The organism is Parazoarcus sp. PS-13 R2A (assembly GCF_057621855.1).
The window spans coordinates 49813-65409 of the sequence record NZ_JBYEXN010000019.1 but is presented as its reverse complement, the minus strand read 5'-3'; the positions used below and the strand labels follow the sequence as shown (position 1 = coordinate 65409).

General features: G+C 63.8%; 14 protein-coding genes. 7 read left to right on the top strand and 7 right to left on the bottom strand.

Annotation, left to right across the window (positions count from 1 at the left end; translation table 11 throughout):
• Positions 1-60: 60 nt before the first annotated feature.
• The 3 genes from AC22G6_RS16610 (at position 61) to AC22G6_RS16600 (ending at position 4721) form a co-directional block, all read left to right on the top strand.
• Positions 61-189 carry a hypothetical protein gene (locus tag AC22G6_RS16610; RefSeq protein ID WP_487367682.1) on the top strand — a complete coding sequence of 43 codons (129 nt, stop codon included), beginning with the start codon at positions 61-63 and terminating at the stop codon, positions 187-189.
• A 210-nt stretch (positions 190-399) separates the two neighbouring features.
• The gene (locus AC22G6_RS16605; protein WP_487367681.1) at positions 400-3297 is read left to right on the top strand and encodes a bifunctional diguanylate cyclase/phosphodiesterase; all 2898 of its coding nucleotides are present in this window, start codon (positions 400-402) and stop codon (positions 3295-3297) included.
• 167 nt (positions 3298-3464) lie between these two features.
• The gene (locus AC22G6_RS16600) at positions 3465-4721 is read left to right on the top strand and encodes a nitronate monooxygenase (protein WP_487367680.1); all 1257 of its coding nucleotides are present in this window, start codon (positions 3465-3467) and stop codon (positions 4719-4721) included.
• A 121-nt stretch (positions 4722-4842) separates the two neighbouring features.
• On the opposite strand, the gene AC22G6_RS16595 is transcribed toward AC22G6_RS16600, so the two are convergent.
• On the bottom strand, positions 4843-6105 hold the full coding sequence (locus AC22G6_RS16595; protein WP_108949593.1) for an Hsp70 family protein: 1263 nt from the start codon (positions 6103-6105) through the stop codon (positions 4843-4845).
• Positions 6106-6263: 158 nt separating this feature from the next.
• Between AC22G6_RS16595 and AC22G6_RS16590 the strand changes: the two genes are divergently transcribed.
• From AC22G6_RS16590 to AC22G6_RS16575, 4 genes are all read left to right on the top strand, one after another.
• Positions 6264-7892, top strand: coding sequence for a thymidine phosphorylase family protein (locus AC22G6_RS16590; RefSeq protein WP_487367679.1), 1629 nt, complete (start codon positions 6264-6266; stop codon positions 7890-7892).
• A gap of 2 nt (positions 7893-7894) precedes the next feature.
• Positions 7895-8776 carry a ribose-phosphate diphosphokinase gene (locus AC22G6_RS16585; RefSeq protein ID WP_487367678.1) on the top strand — a complete coding sequence of 294 codons (882 nt, stop codon included), beginning with the start codon at positions 7895-7897 and terminating at the stop codon, positions 8774-8776.
• Positions 8773-9333: a DNA-3-methyladenine glycosylase I gene (locus tag AC22G6_RS16580; RefSeq protein ID WP_487367677.1), complete on the top strand. Its 561-nt coding sequence runs from the start codon at positions 8773-8775 to the stop codon at positions 9331-9333. The genes AC22G6_RS16585 and AC22G6_RS16580 overlap by 4 nt, the downstream gene beginning before the upstream one ends.
• A 177-nt stretch (positions 9334-9510) precedes the next feature.
• Positions 9511-10401 (top strand): FHA domain-containing protein, encoded by an 891-nt coding sequence (locus tag AC22G6_RS16575; protein WP_487367676.1) that lies wholly within the window; start codon positions 9511-9513, stop codon positions 10399-10401.
• Positions 10402-10434: 33 nt separating this feature from the next.
• On the opposite strand, the gene AC22G6_RS16570 is transcribed toward AC22G6_RS16575, so the two are convergent.
• The 6 genes from AC22G6_RS16570 to AC22G6_RS16545 form a co-directional block, all read right to left on the bottom strand.
• Positions 10435-11139: an EF-hand domain-containing protein gene (locus tag AC22G6_RS16570; RefSeq protein ID WP_487367675.1), complete on the bottom strand. Its 705-nt coding sequence runs from the start codon at positions 11137-11139 to the stop codon at positions 10435-10437.
• A 136-nt stretch (positions 11140-11275) separates the two neighbouring features.
• A complete protein-coding gene (locus tag AC22G6_RS16565; protein WP_487367674.1) occupies positions 11276-12337 on the bottom strand; it encodes an ATP-binding protein in 1062 nt (353 codons plus the stop codon).
• A complete protein-coding gene (locus tag AC22G6_RS16560) occupies positions 12334-13050 on the bottom strand; it encodes a response regulator (RefSeq protein WP_487367673.1) in 717 nt (238 codons plus the stop codon). The genes AC22G6_RS16565 and AC22G6_RS16560 overlap by 4 nt, the downstream gene beginning before the upstream one ends.
• Before the next feature lie 147 nt (positions 13051-13197).
• The gene (locus tag AC22G6_RS16555) at positions 13198-14502 is read right to left on the bottom strand and encodes a TolC family outer membrane protein (protein WP_487367672.1); all 1305 of its coding nucleotides are present in this window, start codon (positions 14500-14502) and stop codon (positions 13198-13200) included.
• 17 nt (positions 14503-14519) lie between these two features.
• Entirely contained in the window at positions 14520-14843 is a 324-nt protein-coding gene (locus AC22G6_RS16550; protein WP_487367671.1) for a rhodanese-like domain-containing protein, read from the bottom strand.
• Between the two features lie 9 nt (positions 14844-14852).
• Positions 14853-15506, bottom strand: coding sequence for a protein-L-isoaspartate O-methyltransferase family protein (locus AC22G6_RS16545; RefSeq protein WP_487367670.1), 654 nt, complete (start codon positions 15504-15506; stop codon positions 14853-14855).
• Positions 15507-15597: the final 91 nt, after the last annotated feature.

Genomic DNA, 15597 nt, shown 5'->3' with positions numbered 1-15597 from the left:
AACGGTCATGTTTCCTTGCTAGGGTGGAGGGCCTTCAATCGCCTCTTTGCGGGGGATGTCATGAGCGGACTGATACGCAGGTGCGTGCGCTACCCGGCACGCTCCGTGGCCAGCGCCCTGCTGTGGGGTGTGCTTGAGCTCGTCGCGCTGCAGCGCTCGCGGCACAGAAGCAGGCAGCCGCGCGCCTGAGACGCCTCCCCGGGGCGCCACGTGCCGCCAGAGCCCGACGGGCGGCGCGCTGCAGGCGCAGCAGCCGGAACTGGCCGTTGTAGATGGCCTGGCCAGGACCGGTCTGCAGTGGTGATAAATTCCGCATGTCGAGGCATTAAGCAAGGCTGAAGCGGCGCGTCCGGATACAATGTCACTACGTCATTGGTGATATTTCCGCGCGGATCTGACTTGCGATTTTTCCCTTCAACACTCTCCGGCAACGAGAACACGGTTCCGCGTCTGTACCTTTTCGGCACGCTGGCCATTGTTTTCTTGCTGACGCTCGCGCTGGCGAGCTTCTATTCGTGGCGGCACGCAAGCGATCACCGTGCGTCGCTGAGCCGGCTCGAGGAGGTTGTCACCCGGCAGCTCGAAGAACGGCTCTCCGCGGAGATGAGTTCGGCACTCAGCTATCTTGAGTTCACCCGCTCGCGTTCCGAGGAAGAGTTGCGGCGGACAGTTGTTGAACAGGTCGATGCGGCGGTGCAGATTGCGGAGGCCATCCATGCGCAGGAGGCGGCGCGCCGGCCGGCGGAAGAGGTCAGGAAGCTGATCGTCGAAGCCCTGAGGCCAGTGCGTTTCTTCGAGGGGCGGGGCTACTACTTCATCGACGACATGAGCGGGCGCTTCATACTGCTGCCGACGTCGCCGCAGCTTGAAGGGCGTCTGCTGCCCGACAACAAGGACGATCGCGGGCGTTACATCATGCGCGGCCTGATCGATGCAGCACGCAGACCGCAGGGCGAGGGATTCCTGGAGTATCGCTGGTACCGGCCGGACCAACCGGAAAAGATGGCCGACAAGCTCGCCTATGTCCGCTACTTTGCGCCCTACGACTGGCTGATCGGCGCCGGCGACTATACGTACGAATGGGAGTCCCTGCAGCGACGCAAGGCGATGGCACGTTTTCGTGCGCTGCGGTTCGGGCAGAGCGGTTACATCGGTGTGCTCGACAACGAAGGGCGCCTGTTACTGTCGCCCTCCGACCCCGAGCTGGAGGGGCGCCCCTTGCACGCCATTTCCGCCGCCGAGCGTGATGCGCTGGAGCGCATTCATCGCAAGGCGCAGGAAGGTGGCGGGCTGCTGCGCTACCAGTGGTTCGATGCCCGGATCGGCCGGGCAGCCAACAAGGTGGCGCTGGTGCGGAACTATGAACCGTGGGGCTGGACGCTGGCTGCAACGGTGTTCGAGGATGAGTTGCAGGTCGCGCTCGATGCCGAGCGCCGGGCGCATGAAAGCGGGGGCGCGCAGGCGACTTCGCGCATGCTGCTCAACGTCGCGCTGGCGCTGCTGCTTGCGCTGGCGGCTTCGCTGCTTTTTTCGCGCTGGTCGCGCAAGCTGTTTCGTGCCTATCACGCCGATAATCTGGCGCAGCGCGAAGCCTTGCGACGTCAGGCCATCGAGTTGCGCGAGAGCGAGGACAGGCTGGGGGTGATTCTCGACAGCGTGGAGGCCTACATCTATATCAAGGGCGCCGATTACCGTTACCAGTATGCCAACCGGCAGGTCTGCGATCTGTTCGCCTGCGACCTGAAGAATGTCGTGGGCAGGGACGATGGCGCTTTCTTCGATGCCGAGACGGCAAAGCGCTTGCGCGAAAACGACGCACGTGTGATTGAGGGGGGCGAGCGGGTCGCAACGGAGGAGGTGAATACCCGCCACGGTGAGGACGGACCGCGGACCTTCCTGTCGGTGAAGATCCCCTTGCGGCGGGAAGATGGCAGCATCTATGCGCTGTGCGGCATCTCGACCGACATCACCCAGCGCAAGGTGATGGAAGACGAGATCCGGGTGCTGGCCTTCTACGATGCCCTCACCGGTCTGCCCAACCGGCGCCTGCTGGTCGATCGTCTGCAGCAGCAGCTTGCTGCCAGCGGACGCAGCAAACGCAGCGGTGCCTTGCTGTTCATTGATCTCGATAATTTCAAGACGCTCAACGACACCCTTGGGCACGACAAGGGTGACCTGCTGCTCAAGCATGTAGCTGCCCGTCTGGTGCACTGCGTGCGGGAAGGGGATACGGTTGCCCGTCTTGGCGGGGATGAGTTCGTCGTGATGCTGGGCAACCTCGGCAGCGACCGGGCAGAGGCTGCCGCGCACGCGAAAGCCGTCGGCGAGAAGATTCTCAAGAGTCTTGGCGAACCACACGACATCGACGGGCAATCGCATTTCAGTACGCCAAGCATCGGGGTCGCGCTGTTTGCGGGCAAGAATCACAAGGTCGATGATCTGCTCAGGCAGGCCGATCTCGCCATGTATCAGGCCAAGGCCGACGGGCGCAACACCATGAGCTTCTTCGATCCGGAGATGCAGGCTGCACTCAATGCACGCGCCGCACTTGAGGCTGATCTGAGGTGCGGCCTGAAGCTTGGGCAGTTCGAGCTGCATTATCAGCCGCAGGTGGATTACACCGGGGCGCTGATCGGCGCCGAGGCGCTGCTCCGCTGGAATCATCCGACCCGTGGTCTGGTGCTGCCGGACGCATTCATTCCGGTTGCTGAAGACACCGGTCTGATCGTGCCGCTCGGCGCCTGGGTGCTCGATACCGCCTGCGCCCAGTTGCGGACGTGGAGCGACACGCTGGACACCGCAGCCCTGACCCTGTCGGTGAATGTCAGTGCGCGCCAGTTCCGGCAGGCCGATTTCGTCGATCTGGTGCTGTCGGCGCTCAATCGCAGTGGCGCCAATCCGCGATGCCTGAAGCTCGAGCTGACCGAAAGCCTGCTGCTCGTCGACGCCGAGGAAACCATCGCCCGCATGGCCGCGCTCAAGGCGCACGGCGTCGGATTCTCGCTGGATGACTTCGGCACCGGGTATTCCTCCCTGTCCTATCTCAAGCGCCTGCCGCTCGATCAGCTCAAGATCGATCGTTCCTTTGTCCGCGACGTCCTCGCGGATCCCAACGACGCGGCGATTGCGCGCGCCATCATCACCCTCGCGGAAAGTCTTGGCCTGAGCGTGATTGCCGAAGGGGTGGAAACGGTCGAGCAGCGCGACGCCCTGGCCAGGCAGGGGTGCCTGAGCTACCAGGGCTATTATTTCGGGCGACCGGGACCGGTCGAGGCGCTGTTCAAGCTCCGGGCGTGAGCTGGGCGCGCGTGCGCCAGCGTCTGAAGCGTGCCCGGGACGCACGCTTCGTGGTATCCGCGCCTCATTTCTGTGCATCTTTCGCCGTATGAGCGCACGCAGCGCTGCCATCAATGTCTCAGCTGAGGGATAATGACGGACTGCGTCAAAAAACGGACACTGAAGCAATGAAGCGTGTTGATGATTTTCGCCTGCGGCTCGGCTCGCATGAACTGGTACCGATCATGGTGGGAGGCATGGGTGTCGATATCTCGACGGCCGAGCTTTCACTGGAGGCTGCGCGCCTCGGTGGTATCGGGCACATTTCCGACGCGATGGTGCCGACCGTTTCCGACCGGCGCTTCAACACCAAGTTCGTCAAGAACAAGCTCAAGCAGTACAAGTTCAACGTCGCAAATTCCGACAAGTCGGTGGTGCAGTTCGACCTCGGACTGCTCGCCGAAGCGACGGCCATGCATGTGGGCAAGACCATGGAGGCCAAGCGCGGCCCGGGTCTGGTCTTCATCAACTGCATGGAAAAGCTGACCATGAACGGCCCCAAGGAAACCTTGCGGGTGCGGCTGCAGGCCGCCATGGACCATGGCATCGACGGCATCACGCTGGCAGCGGGTCTGCATCTGGGCTCGTTTGCGCTGATCCAGGATCATCCGCGCTTCAAGGACGTCAAGCTGGGCATCATCGTGTCCTCGCTGCGCGCACTGCAACTCTTCCTCAAGAAGAACGCACGCACCGGCCGCATGCCCGACTACGTCGTGGTTGAAGGCCCGCTCGCGGGCGGTCACCTCGGGTTCGGCATGGACTGGGCCGCATTCGACCTGGCCTCGATCATGGTCGAGATCCGCGACTGGCTGCAGGCTGAGCAGCTCGATATTCCGCTGATTCCGGCCGGCGGCATCTTTACCGGCAGCGACGCGGTGAATTTCCTCGAAATGGGCGCCGCGGCGGTTCAGGTCGCCACACGCTTCACCGTCACCGACGAGTGCGGGCTGCCCGAAGACGTGCAGCAGGAGTACTTCAAGGCCAGCGAGGATGACATCGAGGTCAACGGCATTTCGCCGACCGGCTATCCGATGCGCATGCTCAAGAACAGCCCTGCGATCGGCAGCGGCATTCGCCCCAACTGCGAGGCCTTCGGCTATCTGCTCGACGCCAAGGGCAACTGCCAGTACATCGACGCCTACAACCGCGAAGTCGCCGCGCATCCCGAGGCCGCCAAGGTCAAGGTGATGGACAAGACCTGCCTGTGCACCCACATGCGCAACTTCGACTGCTGGACCTGCGGCCACTACACCTACCGGCTCAAGGACACCACGCGCAAGAATGAGGATGGCAACTACCAGATCCTCTCGGCCGAGCATGTGTTCAACGACTACCGCTACAGCACCGGCAACACGATCGCGCTGCCGCCGGAAGTCACCGCCTGAAGCCGTTCTGATCGCGCCGGCGTCCCTTCACCGGGAACGCCGGCGTTCTTGTTTGTGCGACTGCTTTGGCTGATTCGGCCGCCCTGCGGGTCGCAGCCGTCGTTGCTGCGGGATGCCCCGTTCAGCCGTAACGGCGCATGGCCTGCACGGCGAGGCCGGCGCCGATGCTGCCGTACAGATCGCCCTCGACGCTGCGTGCCTGCGGCAACTCTGCCGCGATCTGTTTGCGCAGTTGCGGAACCCCGCTGGCGCCGCCAGTGAAATACACCGTATCCACCTGATCCCGCGCCACGCCCGCCTGATTGAGCAGGGTGCTGACCGTCTCCGCCACGCGCCCCACCAGCGTTCGCGTGGCAAGCGTGAAGGCGTCGCGGGTGATGCTGTGGGTGAGGCCGGGCTCCAGCCGGTCGAGTTCCAGCATCGCCTCGGGCGCCGCCGACAGGTCGATCTTGGCCTGTTCCACCTGCAGCGCCAGCCAGTGCCCTTCCCGGCGTGCGATCAGCCGCGAGAGCCGGTCCAGTTCGGTACGGGCGGTGGCGTCACGGTAGATATGCTGAAGGTCGGAGGTGACCTGGCGGGCGTAGGCAAAGTTGATCGTGTGCCAGGTCGCGAGCTGAAAGAAGATGCTCGACGGAATCTCTGCACCGTTCTTCATCTTTCCGCGGTAGCCGAGCAGGGGCATCACGCATTCGAGACTGAGCGCACGGTCGAAATCGGTGCCGCCGATATGCACGCCGGCATTGCCGAGCAGGTCTTCGCGGCGGTCCTCCGCACGCGCGCGCTCGGGCGAGAGCCGAATCAGGGAAAAGTCCGCAGTGCCGCCGCCGATGTCGGCGACGAGCACCAATTCCTCACGATCGAGTGAGGCCTCGTAGTGCAGCGCCGCACCGATCGGTTCGAACTCGAAGCTGACGTCCCGGAAGCCGACCTGGCGGGCAACCTCTTCGAGGGTGTCCTGCGCCTTGCGGTCTGCCTCCGCATTGTCATCCACGAAATGTACCGGACGGCCGAACACTGCCTGCTCGAAGGGGCGGCCCGCCTGTGCCTCTGCACGTTGCTTGAGCTCGCCGATGAAGCTTGCGAGCAGCTGGCGAAAGGGCAGCGCGCGACCCAGCACTTCGGTGTGGCCGTCGATCAGGCTGCTGCCGAGCAGGCTCTTGAGCGCCCGCATCAGGCGCCCCTCGTAACCTTCCAGGTACTCGCCAAGCGCGGCGCGCCCGAAGCAGGTGGTGTCCTCGTCGGCGTTGAAGAACACCGCAGATGGCAGGGTTGGCTTGTCGTCTTCGAGGGTGAGCAAGGTCGGTGCGCCCGGGCGCAGCCAGCCGATGGTGGAGTTTGAGGTGCCGAAGTCGACGCCGCAGGCACGGGCAGGCGCAAGGCTCATGATGTAGGTACAGACCAACGAAAGAGGGCTGCGATGCTACTCGATGAGGCGGGGAAGGGCGAGATTATTTCCCCGTGCGATGGATTGCGGCGGTGTGGCGGCAACAGGGGCGGGCGGAGCGTGTACCCCGGATGCGCGCAGGTGTAGGCTTGACGATCATGACCGAACTCAAAAAGTCCAGGCGGGCAGCCAGCCCGAAATCCGCGCCTGCCGTAACACCATGTGCCGATGCTGCGGCCGGTGGCGCCGCTTTGAAGCTCGTTCTGCGCCGGGTGGCGATCGACACCTATCGGGAGAACGTGGCCTATCTCCACCGCGACTGTGCGGTGTATCGGGCCGAAGGCTTTCAGGCCTTGTCCAAGGTCGAGGTGAGAGCCAACGGCAAGCGTATTCTGGCAACCCTGAACGTGGTCGACGACGAGCACATCGTCGGTTGCGCCGAACTGGGGGTGTCCGAGGATGCCTTCGATCTGCTCGGCGTGGCGGACGGGCATCCGGCGTCGATCTCGCAGGCCGAACCGGCCTCGTCGATCCCGGCGCTGCATCGCAAGATCGCGGGCGAGCGCCTCGATCAGAATGATTTTCGCGCCATCGTGCGCGACATCGCCGAGCACCGTTATTCGAAGATCGAGCTCACGGCATTCGTGGTGGCCTGCAATCAGGGCGAACTCGATCGTGAGGAGGTCTATTACCTCACCGATGCCATGGTGGCTTCGGGGCGGCGGCTCGACTGGCGTGAGCGTCCGGTGGTGGACAAGCACTGCATCGGGGGCATTCCGGGCAACCGCACCTCGATGCTGGTGGTGCCGATCGTGGCCGCGCACGGCATGCTCTGTCCGAAGACCTCGTCGCGGGCGATCACCTCGCCCGCCGGCACCGCCGACACCATGGAGGTGCTCGCCAATGTCGAACTGCCAATGGAGGCGCTGGCCGAGATCGTGCGCGAGCACCGCGGTTGCGTGGCCTGGGGGGGCACCGCACACCTGTCGCCGGCCGACGATGTGCTGATTTCGGTCGAGCGTCCGCTGTCGATCGACTCGCCGGGCCAGATGGTGGCCTCCATCCTGTCGAAGAAGATCGCCGCCGGCTCTTCCCACCTGATACTCGACATCCCGGTCGGCCCGACTGCAAAAGTCAGGTCCATGCCCGAGGCCCAACGCCTGCGCAAGCTGTTCGAGTTCGTCGCCGGGCGCATCAATCTCACGCTCGACGTGGTGATCACCGATGGCCGCCAGCCGATCGGCAACGGCATCGGGCCTGCGCTGGAGGCGCGCGACGTGATGCAGGTGCTGGAGAACGATCCCACTGCCCCCAACGATCTGCGACAGAAAGCCTTGCGCCTTGCCGGCCGGATGCTGGAGTTCGATCCCGATGTGCGCGGCGGTGAAGGCTTCGCGATCGCGCGCGACATCCTGGATTCGGGCCGCGCGCTGGCGAAGATGCAGGCCATCATCGATGCCCAGGGCGCCAAGCCCTTCCGCCAGGAGCATCCCGACTGTGGGAACCTGAGCTTCGACGTGCTGGCCGAGACGGATGGCGTGATTACCGGTATCGACAATCTGCAGATCGCGCGCATTGCGCGGGTAGCCGGTGCGCCGAAGGTGCAGGGCGCGGGCGTGGATCTGTTTCACAAGCTCGGCGAGCGCGTCACCAAGGGGCAGGCATTGTTCCGGGTGTATGCGGACTTTCCGTCCGATCTTGAGTTTGCGCGCCAGGCTTGCGCGCGCAGTTCGGGCTATACGCTGGGTTTGGCGGACGACGTTCCGCATCGCTTCGTGGAGTTCTGAGCATGATTGATCTGTTGCTGTGCTTCGAAGACGAGGCGCCTCTGGCCGCACGGATCGCGGAGGCCGCCGGCGTGCCCTGCGAACGGGTGGTGCGCCACCGCTTCCCCGATGGCGAACTGAAGCTGCGCCTGCCGCCGGCGCTGCCGGCGCGCGTGGCGATACTGCGCGGTCTCGACCATCCGAACGAGAAACTGGTCGAACTGCTGCTGAGCGCGCGCACGGCGCGCACCCTGGGTGCCGGCCAACTGGTGCTCATCGCGCCCTATCTCGGCTACATGCGCCAGGACATCGCGTTTGCGCCCGGTGAAGTGGTCAGCCAGCGCGTGGTCGGCGAGTTTCTGGCTTCGCTGTTCGATGCCGTGCTCACTGTCGACCCGCATCTGCACCGTATCAGTCGCTTGTCCGAGGCGGTGCCCGTTGCACAGGCGCTGGCCTTGTCTGCCGCCCCCTTGCTGGCGGAGTTGATCGCGGCCAGGCGCCCCGCAGCGCTGTTGCTTGGGCCCGATGCAGAGGCCGCTCAGTGGGTGGCTGCCGCGGCGCAGGCGCATGCTTTCGACCATGGCGTGTGCAGCAAGCAGCGCCATGGTGATCGCGAGGTGCATGTCACCCTGCCGGAAATGGCATTTGCCGGGCGGCAGGTGGTCCTGATCGACGATGTGGCCAGCAGCGGACATACCCTGGCCGTTGCAGCCAAGCAGCTGCTGGCGGCCGGCGCGGCATCGGTCGACGTCGCCGTGACCCATGCCCTGTTTGCCGACAATGCACTGCAGACAGTGCAGGCCGCCGGGGTGGGGGCGGTGTGGAGCACCGACTGTATCGCGCATCCCAGCAATGCGGTCGGTGTGGCACCCATGCTGGCGCAGGCATTGCGGAGTCTGAAATGAACTGCCGCTGCGCCTGGGTGTCCGACGATCCGCTGTACATCGATTATCACGATAACGAGTGGGGTGTGGCGCGTCACGATGCAGCGGGGCTGTTCGAGTTCCTGTTGCTGGAGGGCGCGCAGGCCGGGTTGTCCTGGATTACGGTCCTGAGAAAGCGGGCGCATTACCGGGACGTGTTTGACGGTTTCGATCCGGTGCGGATTGCGTGCTGGGATGATGGCAAGAAGGCTGCGCTGATGTCCGACGCTGGCATCATCCGCAATCGTGCCAAGATCGAGGCGGCTGCGATCAATGCACGCGCCTGGCTGGCCATGCAGGACGAGGGGCTCGATCCCGCCGTGTGGCTGTGGCAGTTTGTCGGCGGGACGCCTCAGGTCAATGCCTTTGCGTCGCTGGCGGAGGTGCCGGCGAGCACCCCGGTCAGTGAAGCGATGAGCAAGGCCTTGCGCAAGAGGGGGTTCAAGTTTGTCGGGCCGACGATATGTTACGCGTTCATGCAGGCCGTTGGCATGGTGAACGACCACACTACCGAATGTTTCCGCCATCCTGGCCCCTGACGCTGACCCTGAGTGGCGCCTGGCGTTTCAGATCTGCCGGATGCTTCCATTATCGATGACGATTACGGCAGGTAATGCTAGGATCACTGGCCCGTCAAGTGAATTTGTCACGCGACGGGCTTGCACAATCATTTTTGGCAAGTGAGGGGGCGTGTGGAGCAAGCGGGAAAAACTGTCGTGTTTGCCGACCTGACGGGTAGCACCGGTCTGTTCGAGTCGGCTGGCAACGTCGTCGCGACGCATGTCGTGACGCGCTGCACGCAAACGCTCGGCGCGCACTTCGCACGCGCGGGCGGACACATGGTGAAGTACCTTGGCGACGGCGTGCTGGTGACCTTCGATGACACGGTGGCAGCGGTCGAAGCCTGTATCCGCACCAAGGACATCCTGCACGACATCAATGCCGACCGGTTCCGTCATGCGCCGCTTGGTTTCAAGATCGGGATCGAGCACGGTCCGATCATTGAGCAGGATGGCGATTGCTATGGCGACGCGGTCAATGTCGCGTCACGGTTGAGCGACCGGGCCGAAGCCAACGAAATCCTGATCGGCGAGCCGGTGTTCCGTCGTTTGCCCGAGCATCTGCGCCAGTCATGCAGCAGTCTCGACCGGATCACGGTCAAGGGAAAGTCGGAGCCGATCAGGGTGTGGCGTATCGACTGGGCCCGCACGGCCGAGTCCACGATTACGGTATCAATCGACACCATTGCCGGTGGCTCGCGTGCGCAAGTGCTGCAGCGGCTCGATCTTGATCTGCTGGATCAGCACCTGAAGCTGTTGCCCTCGGACGGTCCGCTGGTGATCGGACGTGGTGACGAAGTGGGCATGAACATCAACGACCCGAGGGTGTCACGTCGCCACGCCCGGATCGAATGGGTCAACGGTCAGTGCGTGCTGACCGACTTCAGCAGTAACGGCACATGGGTGAGCTTTGCCGGTGCGGTTTCGCCGGTGATGCTCAAGCGCGACAGCTGCATGCTGCATGGGCGGGGAGAGATCGGGCTTGGGGCTGCGCCCGACGACTTTACTGCACCAACCCTGAGCTTTCAGGTCATCGACGAGGTCTGAAAAGCGCGCAGGGCTGGCGTCAGAGCGTTACTGTCAGGCGCTGGCGCTGAGCAGTGAGCCGCTGATCGATGTCGAGGCGTTGCTCCCGTAGGATGCGGCCAGCTCCATGATCTGCTTGAGCAGGCGCGCTTCGCTCGACACCGATTGCCCGCCACCTGCGGCTGACTCCGATGTGGCGCTGGGCGGCTGAGCCTGACCGTAGGCTTGCGCTTCGCTTGCGTTCACGAGCCCGTCACCGTCGGCATCTGCGGTATCAAAGTTCGTTGCGAGTGCGGAGAACATCGAAGCGAGGTTGCTGTCGCTTGCTTCGCTGGCCATGGTTGTGAGTTCGTCCTGGCTGAGGCCACTGTCGTCGCTTCCTTGCGGCGGCGGGGGCGGCGGCATGCCACCCATTGCGCCCATGCCGCTTTCCGCCATGCGCATCTGCTGGAACTGGCTGTCGAGCTGATCGCCGAGTTGCTGCAGGCGCGAAGACAGTTCGTCTTGCGTGACCTTTCCGTCTTCGTTGCTGTCGAGCGCAGTGAACAGCTCTTCTGCGCTGGCGCTGGTGTCCGACAGGCCGCTCAGCGCGGTCTCAAAATCACTTTGCTCAAGATAGCCCTGGCTTTTCGTGTCGAGCTTCGAGAACAGGTCTTCCGACATCCGGGACGCGTCGGGGCGACGGGGCATCGACTGACTGCTCTGGGTGCTGGCCCAGTTGGTATAAGACATGCCGCTGCTGCTGATTGCGCTGGTCATGGTGTGACTCCTTGTCTGGTCGAGTTGCGGCTACCGATGGAGCCGCACGCTTTCATAATCTATGCGCAGGATGTAGCTGTAGTTTGTCCGCCTCGTATCCGTTCTGATACGAGGCGCAGCGCAGGGGGTCGGGGGGTCAGTCCCGTGGCAGGGTGACGCGAGCAATGAGTCCGCCGCCGGGGGCATTGCGCAGGCTCAGTTCGCCGCGGTTGCGATGCGCCGTATCACGTGCAATCGAAAGCCCCAGCCCGACCCCGCCCGAGTTCCGGTTGCGCGAGTCCTCGATGCGGACGAAGGGTTCCATGACCTGGGCGATGCGGTTCTCCGGAATGCCCGGCCCCTTGTCCCTGACTTCGATGACGAGGCTTGATGGCCCGTCGGTGAGGCTCAGTGTCGCCGCTTCACCGTAGCGGACGGCGTTGTCGACGAGGTTGTCGAGGCAACGGCGCAGCGCATGCGGCAGGCCTTCAATCGGTTCTGCCTGTCCGATGACGCCGACCTGATGGCCATTCTCCTGCGCGTCCTCGGCGACGGAGTCGACCAGTGACTGGATATCGATGCGTTGCCAGGCCTCGTCCAGCGCTTCGCCGCGCAGGTAGCTGAGGGTGGCGTCGAGCATCGAGGTCATCTCGCCAATATCGTTGCGCAGCCTTTCGCCAACGTCAGTGTCGGCAAGGGACTCGATGCTCAGTTTCATGCGTGTGAGCGGAGTGCGCAGATCATGTGACACGGCTGCGAGAAAGCGTTCGCGCGCTTCAATCTGCGCCCGGATATTGTCCTGCATGCGGTTGAACACGCGACTTGCGCGGCGAGCTTCCCGTGGGCCCTGTTCCTTGATTGGCGGGCTGCTCAGGTTGTCGCCCAGTTTCTCCGCTGCAGATGCAAGCTGCTGGATCGGTCGGGCGAGCATGCGTGCTCCGTACCACGCCGCCACGGTGACCGCGATGAACTGGATGAGCAGGCCAATCAGCATGCCGTTCAGGGGTGACGGTGGCGGCGGACGACGAAGCCCGTCAGGTGGCTGCGCTCGGTCCGGACGCAGTGCGCTGCTGGACTGGGGCGCGGGGCGCTCCGCAGACGGGCCGCCAGGTGCGAGGTTGATGAATACTGCGAAGACCAGGATGTGGCTTGCAAGGACCGCCAGCACCACCAGCCCGAACAGTCGCCCGAACACCGTATCCGGCATGAAGCGTTTCACTGGGAAACCTCGGCGTCGAACAGGTAGCCCTCGCCGCGAACGGTCTTCAGCAGACGTGGCAGCCGCGGATCTTCCTGCAGTTTCTGCCGCAGGCGCGACACGAGCAGGTCGATGCTGCGGTCAAAGGCTTCAGCCGCACGGCCCCGGGCGGCGTCGAGCAACTGGTCACGATTGAGCACGCAGCGCGGCCGCTCGATGAATGCCCACAGCAGTCTGAACTCCGCATTCGACAGCGGAATCGCGAGCTGGGCAGGAGAGGTGAGCAGGCGCGTGAGCGGGTTGAGGTGCCAGCCGTCAAAGCGCACCTCGGCCTTCTTCTGCGGCGAGACATTGCTGGCTGGTGTCGCAGTGCGCGTGCGACGCAAGATGGTGTTGATGCGGGCCACCAGTTCGCGTGGCTCAAAAGGCTTCACGACATAGTCGTCGGCGCCGAGTTCGAGGCCGACGATGCGGTCGGACAGCTCGCCGCGCGCGGTGACCATGATGATCGGGATCTGGCTGTCGGCCCGCAACTGCCGGCACAGGCTGAGTCCGTTCTCGCCAGGCAGCATCAGGTCGAGGATGATGACGTCGATTTCGCTGTGCGCCAGGACGCGGCGCATCTCGTCACCGTCTGCGGCCAGCTTGCAGCTGAAGCCGTAGCCGTCCAGGAACTCGGACAGCAGTTTACGGATCTGGGGATCGTCGTCGACGATCAGTATTCGGGCTTGCATTGCTTGTGACTCCGGGCGACCAAAGGACCGCGTCAGTGACGGCGGCAAGTCAGCATTTTCCCGGAGTCGGGCAGGGTGTGCTTAGCGGATTTGTAGCGAAGCAGATACATCACGCCGACGGAATATCGACGCGATGTGATCGGAGTGTCAGCGCTCGGCGAGCAGCGCGTTGATGGCGAGGACGTCTTCTTCGCCAAGTGTGCCGGCAGCGGCTTTCAGGCGCAGCTGGGCCAGGAGGGTGTCGTAGCGGGCACGGGACAGTTTCTGCAGCGTATCCGCGAGCTGGCTCTGGGCGTTGAGTACGTCGATGTTGATCCGAACGCCAACTTCGTATCCCAGCTTGTTGGCTTCCAGCGCAGAGGTCGAGGACAGTCTCGCCGCTTCGAGCGCACGGACCTGGGCCATGCCGCTGGTTACGCCGAGGTAGGACTGCCGTGCGGCGAGCGCTGCGCTGCGGCGTGCATCTTCGAGGTCGGCGTCTGCCTTGAGCTTGAGTGCAGCAGCTTCACGCTCGCGTGAGGACACGCCGCCGCCCTGATACAGGGGGACGTTGAGCTGCAGGCCGACAGTTGTGGCGTCGCTGCGGTCGTAGGATATCGACGGGCGATTGTTCAGGCTGTGCGTGGCGACGAGGTCGAGCGTGGGCATGTGTCCGCCACTGACCCGCGACACTTCGCGGGTGGCAATCTCGCGCGCCAGTTGCTGCGCCTGAACGCCAAAGCTGCCTTGCTCGGCGGCAGAGACCCACTCACCGATGTTGTCGGGCTGGGGGCGCTGGAGCTCCACGCCTGAGCGCAGGCCCGCGAGCGGCTCCGGCTCCTTGCCAATGATTTGCGCAAGCGATTCGCGACGGACGTCGAGGTCGTTGCGCGCAGCGATTTCCTGTGCCGAGGCGAGGTCGAAGCGCGACTGCGCTTCGTGCACGTCGGTGATGGTGACGGTGCCGACCTCGAAGCTGGTCTTGGCAATCTCCAGCTGTTCGGCGGCGGCAGTGCGCAACTGGCTCACGGCCGCCAGTGTGTCTTCTGCATTGAGCACATTGAAATAGGCCTCGGCAGTGCGCAGGATCAGATCCTGACGCGCCTGTCCGTACTGACTGTCCGCGAGCGCGGTCTGCAGTTCGCCCTGCTTGTATTGCACCCAGTTCTGCCAGCGGAACAGCGGCTGGGTCAGCTGAACGGCGTAGCCATTACTGTTATACGTGTAATCGCTGCTCGTACTTGAAGCCCGGTAGCTGACATCGTTCCAGGTTGATGTTGCAGACGCTGCGATGACGGGAAGCAGACCCGCACGCCCCTGGACCACCTTTTCCTGTCCAGCCTCGAACTGGGCTCTGGCTGCGGAAAACTTGGCGTCGTTTGCCAGCGCATCGCGGTAGACCTGTGTCAGGTCGGCGGCAAAGGCTGCGCTCGCAAACAGACTCGAAAGGCAAATCGCCAGGGCGCGCTTCATTTGATTCTCCGTGGTTCTCAGTACTGCGGCATCTTCGGATCGACCCGGCCAGCCCACTCGGACACCCCGCCGGCAAGGTTGATGACCTTGTCGAAGCCTTGGCGCTCAAGGAACATCGCAACCTGCGCGCTGCGCCCGCCGTGATGGCAGATCACGACGATTTCGCGCTCGCGGTCGAGCTCCTGGCTGCGGGCTGGCACCGAGTTCATCGGCATCGCCTGCGAGCCTTCGATATGACAGAGCTCGAACTCCCACGGCTCGCGCACATCGAGGAGCAGTGGTGATGGCTGCTGCGGATCATTGAGCCATTCGGCCAGTTCAAGGGGGGAAATGTGACGCATGGCAGTCGATCAGAAGCGGAAGGTGTCATGACGCTGCGGGTTACGCAGCATCGGCACCATGGTTTCAAAAACGTCTTCGGTCCGGAAGCGGCCTTCGGCTTCGCAGGTGACGAGGCGGGCCTTCATGACCGGGGCCTCGCCAACAAAGGCAAACAGCCGGCCACCGACCTTGAGCTGCGCGAGCAGCGACTGCGGCAGGAAGGGCAGGCCGCCCGACACCACGATCACGTCGTAGGGGGCACGCTCGGCCCAGCCCTGGGCTGCATCGCCTTCTTCGACGATGACGTTTTCGACGCCATTCCGGGCGAGGTTGGCGTGCGCGAGCTTGACCAGTTCGGGTTCGATGTCGACGGTGCGCACCCATTCGGTCTTGGCTGCAAGCAGGGCGGCGAAGTAGCCGGAGCCGGCACCGATCTCGAGCACGGAGTCGGAGCGATGCAGCTGGAGCGATTGCAGAATCTTGCCTTCGATCACCGGCTTGAGCATGACCTGACCCGCGCCGATCGGAATTTCAACGTCGGCAAAGGCCAGCGAGCGGGAGGCCGCAGGCACGAATTCTTCGCGCTTCACGGTCATCAGGAGGTCGAGCACACCCTGATCCAGTACCTCCCAGGGACGGATCTGCTGCTCGACCATGTTGAAGCGCGCTTGTTCGAAGTTCATCAGGTACTCCTGGCTAAATATTAGCACACGCTAATGTATAGCGTGACCGAATGAGAAACCTTCATATTCTAACGCAGTTGGTGCACCGCAC

Excerpts from the sequence above, each read along its gene's own strand:
- AC22G6_RS16580 (WP_487367677.1), top strand. The coding sequence starts at position 8,773 with ATGAACTGCCGCTGCGCCTGGGTGTCCGACGATCCGCTGTACATCGAT.
- AC22G6_RS16545 (WP_487367670.1), bottom strand. The coding sequence starts at position 15,506 with ATGAACTTCGAACAAGCGCGCTTCAACATGGTCGAGCAGCAGATCCGT.
- AC22G6_RS16590 (WP_487367679.1), top strand. The coding sequence starts at position 6,264 with ATGACCGAACTCAAAAAGTCCAGGCGGGCAGCCAGCCCGAAATCCGCG.
- AC22G6_RS16560 (WP_487367673.1), bottom strand. The coding sequence starts at position 13,050 with ATGCAAGCCCGAATACTGATCGTCGACGACGATCCCCAGATCCGTAAA.
- AC22G6_RS16600 (WP_487367680.1), top strand. The coding sequence starts at position 3,465 with ATGAAGCGTGTTGATGATTTTCGCCTGCGGCTCGGCTCGCATGAACTG.
- AC22G6_RS16610 (WP_487367682.1), top strand. The coding sequence starts at position 61 with ATGAGCGGACTGATACGCAGGTGCGTGCGCTACCCGGCACGCTCCGTG.
- AC22G6_RS16585 (WP_487367678.1), top strand. The coding sequence starts at position 7,895 with ATGATTGATCTGTTGCTGTGCTTCGAAGACGAGGCGCCTCTGGCCGCA.
- AC22G6_RS16550 (WP_487367671.1), bottom strand. The coding sequence starts at position 14,843 with ATGCGTCACATTTCCCCCCTTGAACTGGCCGAATGGCTCAATGATCCG.
- AC22G6_RS16595 (WP_108949593.1), bottom strand. The coding sequence starts at position 6,105 with ATGAGCCTTGCGCCTGCCCGTGCCTGCGGCGTCGACTTCGGCACCTCA.
- AC22G6_RS16555 (WP_487367672.1), bottom strand. The coding sequence starts at position 14,502 with ATGAAGCGCGCCCTGGCGATTTGCCTTTCGAGTCTGTTTGCGAGCGCA.
- AC22G6_RS16570 (WP_487367675.1), bottom strand. The coding sequence starts at position 11,139 with ATGACCAGCGCAATCAGCAGCAGCGGCATGTCTTATACCAACTGGGCC.